The sequence below is a fragment of the Nocardia sp. genome, assembly GCF_025465275.1.
GTDB lineage: Bacteria > Actinomycetota > Actinomycetes > Mycobacteriales > Mycobacteriaceae > Nocardia.
Genome location: NZ_JAODNK010000225.1, coordinates 1 through 16,138 on the forward strand (window position 1 = coordinate 1; position 16,138 = coordinate 16,138).

Genomic DNA, 16,138 nt, shown 5'->3' on the forward strand with positions numbered 1-16,138 from the left:
CGTTCCTGGCCACGCTGGCGCTGGCGGCCCGCACCCCGTGGGCGCTGGTCGGTCTGGTCGCGCTGCCTCTGGCCCTCAAGGCCAATGAGCCGGTCCGCACCGGCAAGAACGGGCCGGGTTTGATTCCCGCCCTGGCCGGTACCGGACTCGCACTGTTGATCTGGTCGATCGCCACGGGCCTCGCGCTCGGCCTCGGCTGAGGTCAGTCCTCGTCGGGGACGAGGATCCCGAGCACCCAGTTCACCAGGGTGATGATGATGGCTCCCCACACGGCCGCCCAGAATCCGTCGACCCGCAGGCCGTACTGGGTGGTCTCGGTGATCTTGGCGGTCAGCCACAGCATCAGACCGTTGATGATGAGCAGGAACAGGCCGAGCGACAGCACCACCAGGGGCAGTGACAGCAGCTTCACGATCGGCTTGATCAGGGCGTTCACAATCGCGAACACCACGGTGATGGCCGCGATCACGAGCAGCTTCTTCGCGGTGGTGTCGTCGGGACTCTTGATCTCGATACCGGTCACCCAGATCGAGGCGAGCCAGATCGCGACACCGTTGATGATCAGACGTAGCAGGAGCGTCATGCCCCGATCGTAGGGGGCGAAGGCCGCCGGGGTCGGCCATCACACGCTCCCGCGCCTCCGGCACGCACGATCACGCAGCGCGGTCCAGATATTCGGAAACCGCTGTGCGCAACGTCTGAACCGCGGCATCGTCGCCGAGCAGTCGACGCGTGGCGGCATTGGGCGCACGCAGGATACCAAGCAGAATGTGCCCCGCCTCGATGTGATCGTCACGCCGCATATGCGCCTCCCGCAGGGACAGCTCGAGCACCTTCTTGGCATCCCGGTCGAACGGAATGTGCCCGAAGCTCATGCCTTTGCCGCCACGGAAGCGCCCGCGCCGCGAATCATCCATGGGCACAGCGCGTTCCAGTGCGTCCTCGCCAAAGGTGGCCTCCAGGCTTTCGCGTACGGCGTCGAGGTCGATACCGATGGAGCGCAGGGCCTCCGCATCCTCTTCGCCGAGCGGTTCGCCGGTTCGCTTGTCCGCCAGCGCTTCCCGCACACCTGCTGCGGTGTATCCGTGCTCCGCGAACACCCGCTGCAGTCCCGTGTCCGGGGAGACGAGCAGCCCGAGCAGCACATGCTCCATATCGATGGACGGCGCACGCAGTTCGCGCGCTTCCTCCTGCGCGACCACGATCGCGTATTTGGCTGCCTTGTCGAATCGTTCGAACATCAGCGGATACCGCCCTTCCGGTTGTACTTCTGGTGGACCGCCTGCCTGCTGACCTCGAGCGCGTCAGCGACGGCCTGCCAGGACCAGCCCTGCCTGCGGGCATTGGTCACCTGGATGGCCTCGAGTCGCTCGAGTAGCCGGCGTAGTGCCAACACCGCGCGGAGTCCGACCTGTGGGTCGGGACTGCCGGCGGCGGCCGCCAGAGTCGTTGCTTCACTCATGACTGTCAATTTACGTTGACATCGCGAGCGTGTCAACGAAAATTGACACAACCGGATTTGTTCTCGCCGTCAGCGAAGAACGGTCGGTACCACCGACGGACGGCGCTCAGTTCCATGGGACGAACGGCGCGTAGTCGCGCACATGCCCGTCCACCCAGCCCCACACCACATCGGGCTCGACCGCGACGCCGCCCTGGAACCGCAGGCGCCAGCCCCGGACTTCCTTCTCCCAGATATCACCGTCGCGGTCCTCGTAGAGCCCGAAGGCCGCGGGTTCCCAGGCGTTCACGAACTCACCGAATCCCGTCTCGACGATTCGCACTTGCTGCTGGCAGGCGACCGCAGTTTGCCCCGAGGTGAACACCCAGGGCCCCTCCGTGACATTGTCACCGGCCACCGCTCGCGGATGCTGCCCCAACTCGACTCCTGATTTGTTGTTGTTTCAAACTATTGGAGCAGAACCGGACACCGCACACCCCTCGCAGACCATCCCGTGCGTGTATCACCGGACGACCGCGTGTGTACCAGACGGCAATACAAGTAAGGTCACCCTAAGTAATGAATGGAGTACCCACGTTCGGCGAGTACATTCGCCAGCGCCGAACGGCCGCCAACCTCACCCGCCCGCAGCTCGCCTGGCTTGCCAACCTCTCGGTCCCCTACCTGACCAAGATCGAGGGCGGCGCCAACCCCTCCCGCCGGGTCATCGAATCCATCGGCACCGCACTGGAATTGCAGGCCGCCGAGTTCGAATACGCCCTGGTCCTGGCCGAAGGGCCGTTCCCGCGCATTGCGGCGGACCACCCCGGCAGCGTCGATATGGAGTACCTCGAGCTGCTCAATCCCAAGATAGCGGCGTACATCTCGGGAACCATGGACATCCTGGCCGTCAATTCCGCACACGCGGAAGCGTTTCCGGAGCTGGACCCGGGCTGCAATTACGTCGAGTGGATGATGCTCAACCCGGTGGCGCGCACCGTGCTGGTCGACTGGCCGGGCGAGATGCGGCAGGCCGCCAGCCTGTTCCGGTTGCTGCTGGCGCGGCGCGGCCCGGACGAGCACACCCAGCGGATCATCGACCGCTGCCTGGAAAGTCCGGAGTTCGCCACCGTCTGGCGCACCGACTCGGTATCCAACGAGCGACCCGACCGCACGAAGCTGGTGCGGAACCCGCAGACGCTGGCCATTACCGAGTTGCGGATCAACATCTGGCGTACGCAATCGAGCCTGCAGTCCTGGATGCTCGTGCTCGGCAGCGGCATCGATCATCCGTTGGCGGTCACTCGTCCAGTGCTTCGCGAAAGGCCCCGCGCGTCAAGGCCCATTAACGCCCCCGAGGCAGCCGAATCCCCGGGCCGACGCTCACAGAAGGAAGCTTCGCTACGCGAACCGACACCAACGCAGCCGCTACAGCAAACAAGTGGCAATCAATTGGATGGGTGATCAACCCTTCTCACCCGACCGCCGTGCCGTGGGAAAACTAGCCGGACCAATGACCGGTAGCGATGAATCGATCGATGATCGCGGTGGGTTCCACCAGGCTCAGCCCCTGACCGGCAACCCAGTCGTCATTGAAATAGGTTCCGGCATAACGGTCTCCACCGTCACACAGCAGGGTCACCACACTGCCGGTACGATCTGCGGCGATCATGTCGGCAATCAGGGCAAATGCGCCCCACAGATTAGTGCCGGTGGACCCGCCGACCCGACGGCCCAGTACTGCGCTCGCATGCCGGGCGGCCGCAATGGAACCGGCATCGGGCACTTCGATCATGGTGTCGACAACCTGGCCGACAAACGAGGGCTCCACCCGCGGCCGCCCGATGCCCTCGATGCGCGACGACATTCCGGTCTGATATCCGGCGTCCGAAAGCTCGTATCCGCCGTAGAAGGCCGAATTCTCCGGATCCACCACGGCCAGCCGGGTGGCATGGCGGCGGTAGCGGATATAACGGCCGATGGTGGCGCTGGTACCGCCGGTGCCGGCGCCGACGACGATCCACTCCGGGATCGGGTGCGACTCCAAAGTCAGCTGGTGAAAGATCGATTCGGCAATATTGTTATTGCCCCGCCAGTCGGTGGCGCGCTCGGCGTGGGTGAACTGGTCCATGTAGTGGCCGTTGCATTCAGCTGCCAGTCGCGCTGCCTCGGTATAGATATCCGGCGATTTGGCGACCAGGTGCGAACGCCCGCCCTGCGCCTCGATGAGCGCGATCTTCTCCGGTGAGGTGGTAGCGGGCATGACTGCCACGAAATCCAGGCCGAGCAGTTTGGCGAAGTAGGCCTCGCTGATGGCGGTAGAACCCGACGAGGCCTCCACCACGGTGGTGCCCTCGGTGACCCAGCCGTTGCAGATCGCGTAGAGGAACAGCGATCGCGCCAGGCGGTGCTTGAGACTGCCTGTGATGTGGGTGGATTCGTCTTTCAGGTACAGCTGCACGTTCCATTCGGCGGGCAGTGGATAGCGCAGCAGATGCGTGTCCGCACTGCGTTGCGCATCCGCGTCGATCAATCGCACCGCATTGTCGACCCAGTCGCGCGGCGCGGAATGATCGCAGCGTTTCATTTCTCTTCGCCTCGAAGTCGCGACATCAACTGCTCCTTGTCCGAACGCCGCTTCTCATCGAAGGCGGCGATGTCCCTATTGAGCTGTGTCCGAAGCTTTTTGAACACCAGCAGCGAGAGCGGCAGGGCGATGAGCAGCGCGAACAGCAGCGCCACAATGGCGGGGATGTCGACCTTCACGATCGCGGCGACGCCCAGGATGATGGCGGCGAGGACGGCGACCAGGGCGAGTCGGGCCAGCGTGTAGATGGCCAGCGTCTTGCCCATTCGGCGGCCCGCACTCTGGGGCGGGGTTGCGTCACTCACGCCGAACAGCCTAGGTGACGGCAAATCGGGCAGACGCGGTGCCCTCTGACCGAATGTCGCTGGATATTCGCTACAGCGGCCGAATCGGTGACCGCGAACACAGTACGGATATCCGTTTTGTCTATTACTTCCCCTTTACCAAATCGAGACTGTTCGAACACACAGGGGGTGCAGTGCAACGATGTCGCTACTGATGAGGGATCTGACGAAACGGAAAGGTTTGCGAATGACTGCGTTCACCGCGGCGAGCCGCGTAATGGGTTCCGTCAACGGCCAGGACACCCTGCTTACCCCAGGCCAGGTGGCAGCCCTGTTCCATGTCGATCCGAAGACCGTGACGCGATGGGCTCATGCGGGACGGCTCGGCTCACTGCGGACTCCGGGCGGTCACCGCCGGTTCCGCGAAAGCGAAGTATTGACGCTTCTCCGGTCTCTCACCACCGAGGCGACCCGCGTCTAACCCCTATTTACCGTTCCGCGATGCTGCGGGTACGGCCACGCATTACCCTCGATGGCAGGAGGTGAGCGACGTGACGTACCTGTTGGCACTCATCGCGGTAGTGGCCGTCGCGATGTTGTGCTGGAAAGCTTTCGGCCCCCAGCGACCGGCCCGCACCGGTGCAGCATCGGCATCACGTAAGCGCGTTATCGGGCCCGATGATGACGCGGATTTCCTTTGGCGGCTCTCTCGCCAGCACCGAGACGGCGAACCCGGCTCCCCCGATCACTGAGCCCTTCTCCCAGGTCGGCGATTCCCTAGCAAACCGACCGCCCTGGTTATTTTCCAGCGAGACCGCTCCTGACGGGCACTGCTCCGAGCGCATACTGGTTGACATCCGTATGCGACCGGAAGGTGCCCGATGGAAAAGGACGAGAACCTCTCACAGGATGCACGCCGCAAGCAGGGAGATACGCACTCCGCCGAACGCCGCGACCAACGCCGCGAAACAGATGCGGCCCGCCTGGCCTCCGGCACCGGCCCACCCCCCGATCCGCTGATCGAACCCATGCAGGCCCGGGTAGCCGAGAGCAATCACACCGATAATCCCAAATGGGACCGCGCCCGAGCCAAGGAAGCCACCGGCGAAGCCGTCAAGCTCGCCAACGCCGACTCCATCGGACCCGAACCCACCTGAGACCGAGAGATCCCCGCACCCATCCGGGCCGCGGGGATCTCTCGTTCGCTCTCACGCCGCAGGCGGGAAGCGGTGCGTGACGAGATCCATTGCGGTGCGCGCCATTCGGTCGAACGGTGCGATGGTTCCGTCCGCGCGGCAGAGTACGTGGGCGCCCTGCAGCAGGGTGATCAGCGTGGTCGCGAAATCGGTGGCCGCCTGCACGCCGACTCCGGCATCCGTCAGTCGTGCCGCCAGAGTTGTTGTCCACGAATCGAATGCGGTGGCCGCCACGGCGCGGAGCGAATCACTGTCCGGATCTACGGTGATCGCCGCGACCGCACAACCGGCGCCGTCCGCGGATGCCTCCACCACCGGGCGTACTGCCGCCAGGAATGCGGCGACCAAGCTCGCCGGATCGGCAGTCGGCAGCGCGCCGAGATGTGTGCGCACCTCATTGCCGTTGCGGGCGGCGGCCTCGGCCACGAGTTCGGCCTTTCCGCCCGGGAAGTGGTGGTAGATCGCGCCGCGCGCCGCCCCGCTGGCATCCAGGACGGCGGTGAACGACATGCCGGCGACGCCCTTCTGCCGCAGCGCATCGACGGTCGCATCGATCATGCGATCGCGCGTGGTCGCCATCGCGCCTCCTCCGAAGTATTGACTAGTACGCCCATCCTAGGCCACACTCGAATCGCTAGTACGTACGTACTAGTGCTATCGATACCGGAGGCTCCCATGCCGATCACCGTCACCGCACCCGCCGGAGTACTCACCGAAGCCGGTGAACGTGAAATCCTGCCACGCCTGACCGCAGCTCTCCTGGAGATCAGCGGTGGGGCCGGTAACCCTTTCTTCACCGAAATCATCGGCGGCACAGTGCATCTGCTTCCCGCCGCCAGTATTTACGGCGGCGGGGTCAACCGGCCGCTGATCATGGTCGAATTGAAACTCCCCAATATCGGACTGCCCGATCCGGCCGGCCGAGCGGCTTTCATCGCCGTTGCCACCGACATAGTCGACACCTTGACCATTCCCGCCCACCAGCGCTCCGACACGTGGGTCAATATCCTCAACGCCCCCGACGGCGGTTGGGGCCTCGGCGGCCGCGCATATACCGGCGCTGCGCTCATCGCGGCGGTAACCGCTGCGGCGCAATAACAAACGCGAAGTCGTCAGCCGTGCGGACGTGCCCTGCATGAAGATCGGTGGCACGAACACCGGGGGCACGGACGCTCGGGGCAACGGTTTTGCCGGATACGACTGTCCCGCTCGCTGCCATAACGTTCTGGCCCGCAAGGCACTTGGCTGCGAGAGGGATCGGTGTGGTGACACAGTTGGCGGCCGAGGTGATCGGCGGGGACGAGGGGCAGCCGGCGGTCGAGCGGTGGCATCCGCTGGTACGTGCGGTGTTCCGGTTCGGCGCCGTCTTCCTGGGGATCGGAATGGCGGGAGCATGGCTGGCGTATGCGCTGTTGCGCTCGTTCGGATTGCCCCAGCGGATGGTGACCGAGGTGGCGGAGTGGACGGCGCTGCATCCGCTCAGCGACTCGGTGGGCTACCATGTCTTCGGCACGCGAATCGATTACACGCCGACCGGCAGTGGAGATACTGCGGCGCAATGGGTTTCGATTTTCACACTGCTGCTGGTCTCGGTAGCGGCCACCGTCGTGTGGTCGGTGCTGGATCGCCGCCGGCCGAATTACTCGCGGTTGTACGAGTGGTTCCGATTGCTGCTGCGGGCCGCACTGGTGAGCGCACTGCTGCTGTACGGGATGGTGAAACTGCTGCCCTCGCAGATGTCGTTCAGCCTGGACCGACTGGTGGAACCGTTCGGCGATATGAGCCCGATGGCGGTGCTGTGGTCGCAGACGTCACTGTCGCAGCCGTACGAAATCGCTTTGGGCGCAGCCGAAATCACCGCGGCGCTACTGCTCGTGCTGCCCAGGACCGCCGGTCTGGGCGCGGTGCTCGCCGTCATCGTGACACTGCAGATCTTCCTGCTGAATCTCACCTTCGATGTGCCGGTGAAGATCTTCTCCCTGCAACTGCTCGCGTACGCGGTAGTGCTGGCCGCACCCCACATTTTCCGGATCGTCACGGCACTGGTCGGGGGTGCCGTGCCGTTCCGGAGCCCGGAGTCACTGCGCACAACACCGCGCGGCAACCGGATCCTGCTGGTCGCCCAGGCGGTATTCGGAGCGTGGCTGCTGTTCACCGCGATCACCGAGGGCTCCGACGCCTGGCACAGCTACGGCAATGCCCGGCCGCACTCCCCGCTCTACGGCATCTGGGATATCACCGACTACACCGTGGCCGGACAGGAGATGCCGCCACTGGTCGACTACAGCGAATCACCGAACGATAATCAAATGCTCAGCGCCACAGTTCGATTGCGCCGAATCATCTTCGATATACCGATCGGGGTCACCGCACAGCGGATGGACGATTCGCTGTTCTCCCTCCCGGCGCAGATCGACACCGACCGGCACACCCTCACCCTGTCGAAAGACCTGGGCCACCAGCTGAAGATCGCAACGCTGGAATACCAACAGCCGCAACCGAATCAACTCATTCTCGCCGGCCAGCTCGGCGGACGCCCGGTGCGAATGCAGCTGACCCGAATCGACCTCGAGCGCTTCCCGGCCGTCGCCCGCGGCTTCCACTGGATGCAGCCGGTTCCCTACTTCCGTTAGGGCTCAGCAGGTTCTACGCGCGCACCACCCACCCCGCCCCCGCCGCAGCCCACTCCCTGAACAACGGGGCATAATGGTCTTGAATTGCAACTGATCGGGAGAGGTGTACGACCATGACGCTCAGTTCCGGCCGCGAGTGGACCGACCCCTCCTGCCCGGTCGCGCGCACTGTCGACCTTGTGGGCGACCGATGGAGTCTGCTGATCGTGCGCGACGCCATGGACGGCGCGTCAACCTTCACCGACTTCCAGCAGCGGCTCGGAATAGCCCGGAACATCCTCACCGATCGCCTCCGCAAACTCGTCGACCAGGGCATCCTCACCACGAGCACCCTCCCCGGCGGCAAGCGGCACAGCTACGAACTCACCGCAGAGGGACAAGACCTCTTCACCGTCGTCGTGGCACTACGCCAATGGGGAGAACGCCACACCTTCGCCGATAACGAACCCCACTCGACACTCATCGACCACGCCGGCAACCCCATCGCCCAGCTACGCCCCGAAAACCCCGAGGGCGAACTCGTCACCGCGACAACCACCCGAGTCCGAAAGGTAGGCGAGCACGGCGCCTCAGTCGCAGGCGCGTAATCGACTGCGCTGCAAGTAATTCCGGCAGCACGGCATTCGCGGGTCACGCGGCCGCGCGAGGCCCTCATAGCTACGCGGCCCGCTCACCACAATGTTGATGATGACCAGATTCTCCGCCGGAATCCCCATGCCAACCTATTGCGTTTGACGCAAGTATCCCTTATCTATGTTGCGCTGCATGTCATGACTTGGTCGGCCAATACTGATTCTCAGGAGTTCTCGACAGCGGATGTGCCGCAGTCGACGAGACAGACGATCGGTTGCGCCGCCCCTCGCCGGGCAGTGCCGACTGCCGTCCCACCAGGACAGGAAGCCAGTTATGTCAAGAATCGTGCGTCCGACCGCCTACGGCACACCCGATGTGCTCGCCGTGACCGAGGTGCCGACTCCGCGGGCGGCCGCCGGCGGCGTGGTCGTCGAGGTCCGGGCCGCGGGAGTAAACCCGATCGACTGGAAGATCTACAGCGGGGCTTTCCATGCCGTGGATGAAAACCACAAGGACGCTGCCGGGGTCGCCGCCTCGATGCCCTCGATCGGTCTGGAGTGCGCGGGCGTCGTCACCGAGGTCGGTGCGGATGTCACCGGTGTGCAGGTCGGGGACGAGGTCATCGTGTACCCCGTGACGGCCGCCTACGCCGACTACGTGACGGCCCCGGCGACGTCGATCTTCCCCAAGCCCGCGGGGATCGGGTGGGCCGAGGCAGGGTCGCTCATGCTGACCGGCACCACCGCCGTCCACGCGCTGCACGCCGCCGGTGTGGGCGCCGGCGACACGGTGCTCGTCCACGGCGGGGCCGGCGGGGTCGGCCTCATGGGCGTGCAGTTGGCCACCGCGCAGGGTGCGACGGTGATCGCCACCGCCGCCGAGCGCAACCACGCACTGTTGCGCGAGCTCGGCGCCATCCCCGTCGCCTACGGCCCGGGGCTCGTCGACCGGGTGAAATCTGTTGCACCGCAGGGTATTACCGCCGCAGTAGACTTCGCCGGCAGCGACGAGGCGCTCGACGTCTCGCTGGAGCTGGTGGCCGACCGCGCCCGGATCGCCTCGATCGCCGGGTCGCCACGACGCGCCACGACCGGCATCAAGCTGCTCGGCTACGGGCCGGGGCAGGACGCGGGCACCGAAATCCGCGCGGCCGCCCGCGGTGAACTCGTCGAGCGGGCCGGGTCCGGCGCGCTGCGCGTCATCGTCGATGCCACCTTCCCGCTCACCGAGGCCGCGAAGGCCCACGAGGTCGGCATTGCCGGACACGCGCCCGGCAAGCTCGTGCTGATCCCCTGACCTGCGCATCCATCACACCGCCCCGATCGAGGCGGTTGCGCCGATAGCCGGTACCGCCGCGATCGGGGCGGTTGCGCATCTGCTGGTCACCGCTCATCGAGAAAGGCCGGGACCTGTCTCGATGAGCGGCATTCTGGCCGACAGCTCCTAGCGTCGGTTGCCGGTCTGACGGGCTTGCCTCACCTCAGGTGCCGGGCGAAGAACCGGTTCCCTTCCTCCCCCGCGTGCTGCGGGACGCCGGTGTGCCCGCCCATATTGGCCAGCAGCGTCTTCTCCTTGGAGCCGAACGCGTCGAACAGGTCCAAGGCCATCTGCCGGTCGTTCCCTTCGTCGTCCCACTGCAGCAGCACATACAGCGGAATGGTGACCTGCCGAGCCTCCTCGAACATGATGCGGGGCACAAAACTCCCCGCGAACAGTACGGCCGCCGAGATGCGCGGCTCGACCACCGCCAGCCGGACACCGATGGAGATCACCCCGCCCGCGAACCCGACCGGGCCCCCGATCTCGGGCAGCTCGAGCAGGGCGTCCAGGGTGGCCCGCCATTCCGGGACCGCCGTTTCAACCAGCGGGAGGATGAGCCGGTCGACGATATCGTCGGTGACCGGCTCGCCGGCCGCCAGCACCCGGCGCAGGTCGGCGCGAACCTGGTCGGCGGCGGCGGAACCGGGCCGGTCACCGGCCCAGGGCAGCTCGATGGTGGCCGCGGCGTATCCCTCCGCCACGACGTGCCGGGCCCGGGCCGCCAGTCGGGGGTACATCTTGCGCAGTCCGCCGGGGTGGCCGAGCAGAATCAACGGTGTCGGTGCGGATGCGGATCCGGGCGTCCACAGGATGCCGGGGATCTCGCCGAGAGTGAATTCGCGCTCGATGACGCCGTCGTCGAGGCGCTTTTCAGAAGTGAATTGCATGGTCGTGCCTTTCGGGAGTGCTCTTGAACGGCGCTCCCGGACGACCTATCGCCCGACCATGACCCGAGAGGGGAGCACCCATGTCGATAGTGCGTTCACAGGTACCACCTCCTCGTTCTCTCACACGGCCACCGGCAAAGTAGCAGTGGTCGCCATGGTCTGGCAACCGGTTTTCGCCGTGTCAGTTGAGGCCCGCGTACGAGTGCAAGCCGCTCACCACGATGTTGATGATGAAGAGATTGAAGAGCATTGCGGTGAAGCCGGCGATATTGATCCAGGCGGCTTTGGTGTCGCGCCAGCCGGAGGTGGCTCGGGCGTGCAGGTAGGCGGCGTAGAGGACCCAGGCTATGAAGGAGCAGGTTTCCTTGGGGTCCCAGCCCCAGAAGCGGCCCCAGGCGGCTTCGGCCCAGATGGCGCCGAGGATGACGCCGGTGCCGAAGATGGGGAAGCCGATGATGGTGGTGCGGTAGGCGAGGCGGTCCAGCATTTCGGCGTCGGGGAGGCGGCTGGCGAACTGGCCGAAGATATTGTCGGACTCGAGGCCGGCGGGCTGCCAGATGCGGTACAGGAACAGCAGACTCGCTACACCCGAGACCAGGAAGACACCGCTGCCGATGGATACGACGGTCACATGGATGGGCAGCCAGTACGACTTCAGCGCGGGCACCACCGGCGCGGCGTCGACATGCAGTTTGGTGCCGGCCAGGAACAGCAGGATGAGCACCGGCAGCAGCAGGAACGACCACATGGCGCGGTAGCGTTGATCACGCAGCAGCACCAGGCCGACCAGCAGGGCGGCGGCGCACGCCATGGTGATGAACTCGAACATATTGCCGAGCGGGAAACGGTGAGTCGCGAAGCCGCGCAAGATGATCGACACCACGTGCGCGCCGAAGCCGACGAACAGCACGGCAAAAGCCATATTGCCCAAGCGTTCCGGGAACGAACGCTGCGGGCCGTCCGCCGGGACGACCTTGCCGGGAACCTGCACCGACGCCGCGGGCACCGGATCCGCTGCGCCGCCGCCGACGGTCACCAGCTCCCGGGCGGTGGTGGGCACCGTGCGGGTGACGGCGAACTGCCACACCAGCATGATGAAGACCAGCGCATAGATCACGATGGCCGATTTGAACGCGAGATCGCTATAGGAGGCGATGGTCTCGTTGATCGGCATTACTTCTCTCCCGTGTTCTCGGTCAGCAGCCGCTCACGTAATCGGTCGAATTCGCCGCCCCAACCAGCCTGGTCGGTGCGGGCCAATCCGCCCATTTCTACTACGGTACGTCGTTTTGCATCGTTCTCGGTGCCCGGGTAAACCCGGAGCCAGATGCGCCGCCGCTTCACCAGCAGCGACACCAGCAGACCCGCCATCATGGTCACCGCGCTCACCAGCACCCACTGCTGTGCCGGATCATGCGAGACCTGCAGATTCACGAATTCCTGCGCACCGTCGAAGGTCACCTTGGTGCCGTCGGACAGGTTCGAGGTTTCACCGGGCTTGAGATTCACCCGCTGCTCCTTGGTCAGCCGGCCCTGCTTGATCATCTCCGGATCCAGCGAGAACAACGACTGTGCGCGTCCGGTATCCAGTCCGGTATCACCCTTGTAGATATCCACGGCGACCATCGGATCCCGCATGCCCGGATACATGGAGGTGAGCAGCGAACCGTGCAGCAGCGCGGTCGGCGCGAACAGGCCCTGAATGGCGACCTGATGCTTGCGCCGTTCCTCCTCGTTCGGATACATGCCGCCCGGCGGATCGATGCGCAGCACACCCGAGGACAGGAAGGTGGTCGCGTCGTCGGGCTTCCACTGGATCGTCTCGGTGCGCGTCTGCCCGTTCGGGAAGGTCACCGTGAAGGTCGGTGCAAAACCGTGGCCCTGCAGGTAAACCCGGTCCCCGGCGACCCGCAGCGGATGATTCACCTGAATGGTGGTGTCGCGCCAGGTGCCGGAGTCCAGATCCTTACCGGTCTGATACTGGATGTTCGAGGTGAACATGGCGGCCTGACCGGTGGGCAGATAATCGGCCTTGAAGTCCTTGACCCGCACACACATCGGCGCCAATCCGGTGCCGTCGTTCACATTGCCGGCGCGGAAGGAGTCGAACACCGCGGGCGAGGTGGTGCAGAAACCCGGGCCGTCGTTCGCGATGACAACCACATTGCCCTCGTAGCCGAACAGCTTGCCGATGGCGATCGCCGCCAGCAGGCAGACCAGCGCCAAATGGAAGACCAGATTGCCCGCTTCGCGGATGTACCCCTTCTCCGCCGACAGCGTGATCTCGCCCTCGCGGGTGCCCGGCAGCACCACGGTTCGCCAGCCGCGCAGCTCTTTCCGAGCGCGTGCGATGACTTCGTCCGGCGTGCCCGCATCGCTCCCGCTGAAATGGTGCGGCAGTCGCGCGAGATTGCGCGGCGCCTTCACCGGCGGAGTGCGCAGCGCCCGATAGTGATCGAGCACGCGCGGCATGATGCAGCCCACCAGCGAAACGAACAGCAGCACATAGATCGCCGTGAACCAGAAACTGGAGAACACGTCGAACAGCTGCACCCGGTCCATCCAGTGGCCCAGCGTCGGCCGGTTCTCGATGTAGGTGTCGACCTTCTGCTTGTTCAGACTGCGTTGCGGCAGTAGCGCACCGGGGATGGCAGCCAAGGCGAGCAGGAACAGCAGCATGAGCGCGGTGCGCATACTGGTGAGCCCGCGCCAGGTATTGCGCAGCAGTGCGAACGCGCGGCCCGGCAGCGACTGACGCGGCGGACGGGCGGGGGCGGCGGGGGTTTCGATGGTTGTGGTCATCAGATCGGCAGGGTCACATTCGAGACGAAGGCGTCGCGGACCCAGGAGATGAACTGGTCCCACGCTCCGGTCACCAGGGCGATGCCGACGGCAACCAGCAGGATGCCGCCGATCACCTGAATGGTGCGGGAATTGCGGCGCAACCAGCCGACGCCGCGCAATGCGGTCGCCGAGCCGAACGCCAGGATTACGAAGGGCAGGCCGAGACCCAGGCAGTAGGCCACGATGAGGGCGACACCGCGGATGGCGGTGGTGCCCTCGGTGCCCGCGGATACGGCCATCACACCGGACAGGGTGGGGCCCAGGCACGGCGTCCAGCCGAGCGCGAAGACCGCGCCCAGCAGGGGTGCGCCGATCAGACCACTGAGACGGCGCGGCTCCATACGGGTATCACGCTGTAGCGCCGGAATGAGTCCGATGAACGCCAGGCCCATCAGGATGGTGACACCACCGCCGATGCGTTGCAGCAGTTCACGATTCACGTTCAAGGCTTGGATCGTGCCGAACACCGTGGCGGAGGCGAGCACGAACACCACGGTGAAACCGAGCACGAACAGGCCCGCCGCCCCCGCGACCCGCATACGACCGCGATGGCGTTCCTCGACCACGGTGCGCTGCGCTGATTCGACCGTCACCGGCGGTGCTTCCGCACCGACAACTCCGGCCAGATAGGACAGATACCCCGGCACCAGCGGCACTACACACGGCGAGGCGAACGACACCAGACCCGCCAGCACGCACGCCCCGAGCGCGAGCAGCAGCGGCCCGGTAGCAGCAGTCTGCTGGAACGAATCCCCCACGCTCGCAAGCACAGTCACGTTACTCATCGCCAGACCTCCAACCCGGCGCAGCGCACAGCGCTTGACCGCACCGAACAGCCCCGGTGAGAGCTGTTCCGTTGGGATACAGGCTGTTCGGCGGAGGAGGGGACATTCACTGTGCTGCCTCCGCGGCGAGGCGGGTCACGGTGGGCTGGAGGTCATCGGCCAGGAGTGAGCGCAGGAAGACGGCGGCGACCCGATGGTTGCGGTCGAGCACGATGGTGGTGGGGATGACGCTGGTCGGGAATTTGCCGCCGAGGGCGAGCAGGCTGCGCATCGACGGGTCGTAGATCGACGGGTAGCCGATCTTGTTGTCGGTGACGAAATCCTGGGCCTTGTCCTGCTGATTGTCGCGGACATCAATGCCGAGGAAGGCGACGCCCTTGTCCCGGGTCGCCGCGTAAACCTGTTCCAGCGCAGGCGCTTCCGCGCGGCACGGGCCACACCACTGACCCCAGATATTGATGACGACGACCTTGCCGGGGAAATCGTCCACCGAGGTGGTCTTGCCGGCGGTCATGAGATCCGGGCCCGACAACTTGCCGATGGTGCCGCGCGAAGACGGCGGATCGTAGGTGATGTCGGTCTTACCGCCGGGCGAGATGAACTCGAAGGTGCCGCCCTGCGCTACCGCGTCCTTACCTGCGGTCGAGCAACCGGCGAGCACCGCCACCAGGGACAGACTCGCCAGCAGGATCGACGCTGTGCGCCGGAGCGATCCGGGCAGGGACGCGGACCGGCTCATGCTCCCGTCACCTTGGGATCCGAGGCCCCCGCGGGTTCGCTGTACACGATGTCGATCAACGTATCGCCCTGGTACACAAGGGAAGTGATGGAGGCGAGCGAGCACTGCCGATTGCGCGGATCGTGCCAGAGGCGCTGCCCCTGCAGGAAGCGCCGCAGAGTCCACACCGGCAGCTGATGCGACACCAGCACGGCCTCGCGACCGGCGGCCTCGACCCGCGCCTTGTTCACGGCAGCCAGCATCCGGTGCGCAATCTGCAGGTACGGCTCACCCCAGGACGGCGTGAACGGATCCCGCATCTTCCACCAGTGCCGCGGCTTGAACAGCGCGCCGTCACTCATGGACACCCGCAGGCCCTCGAAGGTGTTCCCCGCCTCGATGAGATTGTCATCGGTCCGAATGATCAGCCCATGGTGTGCCGCAATGGGTTCCGCGGTCTCCTGCGCCCGCTGCAGCGGCGAAGCCACCACCAGCGCGACATCATGATCGGCCAGCGACCGAGCCACGGCCTGCGCCTGCGCCCGCCCCGTCACCGACAACTGGAACCCGGGCAACCGCCCATACAGGATCCCCTTCGGATTGTGCACCTCACCATGCCGCATGACATGCACAATCGTCTCGACATCGGAAGCCACATCACCGGGCAACAGCACCCCGCTCGCCAGCGGCGATCTACCGCTGTCCGCCGCATCGGGCGCGGTCGCGCTCACATCCGACGAGGCGGCCTCGGACTCGCCCGACCCGATCCCCTCGGATTCTGCGGCAACAGCAGCAAACTCATCCGTATCCGCAGCGGATTCGGCAGCAACGACAACCGGCTCAGGCTGGACGACGTTTTCTGCACCCGGT

General features: G+C 65.5%; 20 protein-coding genes and 1 pseudogene. 8 read left to right on the forward strand and 13 right to left on the reverse strand.

Annotation, left to right across the window (positions count from 1 at the left end; genetic code table 11):
- Nucleotides 1-200, forward strand: a pseudogene (locus JWN03_RS43765) (1,4-dihydroxy-2-naphthoate polyprenyltransferase); the annotation flags it as partial.
- A 2-nt stretch (nt 201-202) separates the two neighbouring features.
- On the opposite strand, the gene JWN03_RS43770 reads toward JWN03_RS43765, so the two are convergent.
- From JWN03_RS43770 to JWN03_RS43785, 4 genes are all read right to left on the reverse strand, one after another.
- Nucleotides 203-583 (reverse strand): phage holin family protein, encoded by a 381-nt coding sequence (locus JWN03_RS43770; RefSeq protein ID WP_297628610.1) that lies wholly within the window; start codon nt 581-583, stop codon nt 203-205.
- 70 nt (nt 584-653) lie between these two features.
- Entirely contained in the window at nt 654-1,241 is a 588-nt protein-coding gene (locus tag JWN03_RS43775) for a Clp protease N-terminal domain-containing protein (protein ID WP_297628612.1), read from the reverse strand.
- Complete coding sequence (locus JWN03_RS43780) at nt 1,241-1,462, reverse strand: helix-turn-helix domain-containing protein (protein WP_297628614.1); 222 nt, start codon at nt 1,460-1,462, stop codon at nt 1,241-1,243. The genes JWN03_RS43775 and JWN03_RS43780 overlap by 1 nt, the downstream gene beginning before the upstream one ends.
- A gap of 106 nt (nt 1,463-1,568) precedes the next feature.
- Nucleotides 1,569-1,880: a hypothetical protein gene (locus tag JWN03_RS43785; RefSeq protein WP_297628615.1), complete on the reverse strand. Its 312-nt coding sequence runs from the start codon at nt 1,878-1,880 to the stop codon at nt 1,569-1,571.
- A 140-nt stretch (nt 1,881-2,020) separates the two neighbouring features.
- Here JWN03_RS43785 and JWN03_RS43790 point away from each other — a divergent pair, with 140 nt between their 5' ends.
- On the forward strand, nt 2,021-2,905 hold the full coding sequence (locus JWN03_RS43790; RefSeq protein WP_297628618.1) for a helix-turn-helix domain-containing protein: 885 nt from the start codon (nt 2,021-2,023) through the stop codon (nt 2,903-2,905).
- A 37-nt stretch (nt 2,906-2,942) separates the two neighbouring features.
- Here the strand turns inward: JWN03_RS43790 and JWN03_RS43795 are convergent, their stop codons facing one another.
- Both JWN03_RS43795 and JWN03_RS43800 read right to left on the reverse strand, forming a co-directional pair.
- The gene (locus tag JWN03_RS43795; protein ID WP_297628620.1) at nt 2,943-4,028 is read right to left on the reverse strand and encodes a PLP-dependent cysteine synthase family protein; all 1,086 of its coding nucleotides are present in this window, start codon (nt 4,026-4,028) and stop codon (nt 2,943-2,945) included.
- Nucleotides 4,025-4,333: a DUF4229 domain-containing protein gene (locus tag JWN03_RS43800; RefSeq protein WP_297628621.1), complete on the reverse strand. Its 309-nt coding sequence runs from the start codon at nt 4,331-4,333 to the stop codon at nt 4,025-4,027. The genes JWN03_RS43795 and JWN03_RS43800 overlap by 4 nt, the downstream gene beginning before the upstream one ends.
- A 226-nt stretch (nt 4,334-4,559) precedes the next feature.
- On the opposite strand from JWN03_RS43800, the gene JWN03_RS43805 reads away from it, so the two are divergent.
- Both JWN03_RS43805 and JWN03_RS43815 read left to right on the forward strand, forming a co-directional pair.
- Entirely contained in the window at nt 4,560-4,793 is a 234-nt protein-coding gene (locus tag JWN03_RS43805; RefSeq protein ID WP_297628623.1) for a BldC family transcriptional regulator, read from the forward strand.
- A gap of 400 nt (nt 4,794-5,193) precedes the next feature.
- Nucleotides 5,194-5,469, forward strand: a complete 276-nt coding sequence (locus tag JWN03_RS43815) for a hypothetical protein (RefSeq protein ID WP_297628627.1) — start codon at nt 5,194-5,196, stop codon at nt 5,467-5,469.
- A 51-nt stretch (nt 5,470-5,520) separates the two neighbouring features.
- Here JWN03_RS43815 and JWN03_RS43820 read toward each other — a convergent pair whose 3' ends face one another.
- Nucleotides 5,521-6,087 (reverse strand): TetR/AcrR family transcriptional regulator, encoded by a 567-nt coding sequence (locus JWN03_RS43820; RefSeq protein WP_297628629.1) that lies wholly within the window; start codon nt 6,085-6,087, stop codon nt 5,521-5,523.
- A gap of 96 nt (nt 6,088-6,183) precedes the next feature.
- Between JWN03_RS43820 and JWN03_RS43825 the strand changes: the two genes are divergently transcribed.
- The 4 genes from JWN03_RS43825 (at nt 6,184) to JWN03_RS43840 (ending at nt 10,010) form a co-directional block, all read left to right on the forward strand.
- A complete protein-coding gene (locus tag JWN03_RS43825; RefSeq protein WP_297628631.1) occupies nt 6,184-6,606 on the forward strand; it encodes a hypothetical protein in 423 nt (140 codons plus the stop codon).
- A gap of 167 nt (nt 6,607-6,773) precedes the next feature.
- On the forward strand, nt 6,774-8,141 hold the full coding sequence (locus JWN03_RS43830) for a DoxX family protein (protein ID WP_297628633.1): 1,368 nt from the start codon (nt 6,774-6,776) through the stop codon (nt 8,139-8,141).
- 113 nt (nt 8,142-8,254) lie between these two features.
- Nucleotides 8,255-8,728, forward strand: coding sequence for a winged helix-turn-helix transcriptional regulator (locus JWN03_RS43835; RefSeq protein WP_297628635.1), 474 nt, complete (start codon nt 8,255-8,257; stop codon nt 8,726-8,728).
- Between the two features lie 319 nt (nt 8,729-9,047).
- Nucleotides 9,048-10,010, forward strand: coding sequence for an NADP-dependent oxidoreductase (locus JWN03_RS43840; protein ID WP_297628637.1), 963 nt, complete (start codon nt 9,048-9,050; stop codon nt 10,008-10,010).
- 179 nt (nt 10,011-10,189) lie between these two features.
- Here the strand turns inward: JWN03_RS43840 and JWN03_RS43845 are convergent, their stop codons facing one another.
- The 6 genes from JWN03_RS43845 to JWN03_RS43870 all read right to left on the reverse strand — a co-directional run bounded on the left by JWN03_RS43845 (nt 10,190) and on the right by JWN03_RS43870 (nt 15,891).
- Nucleotides 10,190-10,921: a dienelactone hydrolase family protein gene (locus JWN03_RS43845; RefSeq protein WP_297628639.1), complete on the reverse strand. Its 732-nt coding sequence runs from the start codon at nt 10,919-10,921 to the stop codon at nt 10,190-10,192.
- Nucleotides 10,922-11,102: 181 nt separating this feature from the next.
- Nucleotides 11,103-12,095 (reverse strand): c-type cytochrome biogenesis protein CcsB, encoded by a 993-nt coding sequence (ccsB, locus tag JWN03_RS43850; protein ID WP_297628641.1) that lies wholly within the window; start codon nt 12,093-12,095, stop codon nt 11,103-11,105.
- Nucleotides 12,095-13,723, reverse strand: coding sequence for a cytochrome c biogenesis protein ResB (gene resB, locus JWN03_RS43855; RefSeq protein WP_297628642.1), 1,629 nt, complete (start codon nt 13,721-13,723; stop codon nt 12,095-12,097). The genes ccsB and resB overlap by 1 nt, the downstream gene beginning before the upstream one ends.
- Nucleotides 13,723-14,550: a cytochrome c biogenesis CcdA family protein gene (locus JWN03_RS43860; RefSeq protein WP_297628644.1), complete on the reverse strand. Its 828-nt coding sequence runs from the start codon at nt 14,548-14,550 to the stop codon at nt 13,723-13,725. The genes resB and JWN03_RS43860 overlap by 1 nt, the downstream gene beginning before the upstream one ends.
- Nucleotides 14,551-14,656: 106 nt before the next feature.
- Nucleotides 14,657-15,289, reverse strand: a complete 633-nt coding sequence (locus tag JWN03_RS43865; RefSeq protein WP_297628645.1) for a TlpA disulfide reductase family protein — start codon at nt 15,287-15,289, stop codon at nt 14,657-14,659.
- A complete protein-coding gene (locus JWN03_RS43870) occupies nt 15,286-15,891 on the reverse strand; it encodes a histidine phosphatase family protein (protein ID WP_297628676.1) in 606 nt (201 codons plus the stop codon). The genes JWN03_RS43865 and JWN03_RS43870 overlap by 4 nt, the downstream gene beginning before the upstream one ends.
- Nucleotides 15,892-16,138: the final 247 nt, after the last annotated feature.

Bases quoted from the DNA above. Each gene is read 5' to 3' on its own strand.
- JWN03_RS43795 (WP_297628620.1), bottom strand. From the start codon at position 4,028: ATGAAACGCTGCGATCATTCCGCGCCGCGCGACTGGGTCGACAATGCG.
- JWN03_RS43870 (WP_297628676.1), bottom strand. From the start codon at position 15,891: ATGCGGCATGGTGAGGTGCACAATCCGAAGGGGATCCTGTATGGGCGG.
- JWN03_RS43770 (WP_297628610.1), bottom strand. From the start codon at position 583: ATGACGCTCCTGCTACGTCTGATCATCAACGGTGTCGCGATCTGGCTC.
- JWN03_RS43840 (WP_297628637.1), top strand. From the start codon at position 9,048: ATGTCAAGAATCGTGCGTCCGACCGCCTACGGCACACCCGATGTGCTC.
- JWN03_RS43790 (WP_297628618.1), top strand. From the start codon at position 2,021: ATGAATGGAGTACCCACGTTCGGCGAGTACATTCGCCAGCGCCGAACG.
- JWN03_RS43845 (WP_297628639.1), bottom strand. From the start codon at position 10,921: ATGCAATTCACTTCTGAAAAGCGCCTCGACGACGGCGTCATCGAGCGC.
- ccsB (WP_297628641.1), bottom strand. From the start codon at position 12,095: ATGCCGATCAACGAGACCATCGCCTCCTATAGCGATCTCGCGTTCAAA.
- JWN03_RS43775 (WP_297628612.1), bottom strand. From the start codon at position 1,241: ATGTTCGAACGATTCGACAAGGCAGCCAAATACGCGATCGTGGTCGCG.
- JWN03_RS43825 (WP_297628631.1), top strand. From the start codon at position 6,184: ATGCCGATCACCGTCACCGCACCCGCCGGAGTACTCACCGAAGCCGGT.
- JWN03_RS43835 (WP_297628635.1), top strand. From the start codon at position 8,255: ATGACGCTCAGTTCCGGCCGCGAGTGGACCGACCCCTCCTGCCCGGTC.
- JWN03_RS43860 (WP_297628644.1), bottom strand. From the start codon at position 14,550: ATGAGTAACGTGACTGTGCTTGCGAGCGTGGGGGATTCGTTCCAGCAG.
- JWN03_RS43815 (WP_297628627.1), top strand. From the start codon at position 5,194: ATGGAAAAGGACGAGAACCTCTCACAGGATGCACGCCGCAAGCAGGGA.
- resB (WP_297628642.1), bottom strand. From the start codon at position 13,723: ATGACCACAACCATCGAAACCCCCGCCGCCCCCGCCCGTCCGCCGCGT.
- JWN03_RS43820 (WP_297628629.1), bottom strand. From the start codon at position 6,087: ATGGCGACCACGCGCGATCGCATGATCGATGCGACCGTCGATGCGCTG.
- JWN03_RS43805 (WP_297628623.1), top strand. From the start codon at position 4,560: ATGACTGCGTTCACCGCGGCGAGCCGCGTAATGGGTTCCGTCAACGGC.
- JWN03_RS43780 (WP_297628614.1), bottom strand. From the start codon at position 1,462: ATGAGTGAAGCAACGACTCTGGCGGCCGCCGCCGGCAGTCCCGACCCA.
- JWN03_RS43865 (WP_297628645.1), bottom strand. From the start codon at position 15,289: ATGAGCCGGTCCGCGTCCCTGCCCGGATCGCTCCGGCGCACAGCGTCG.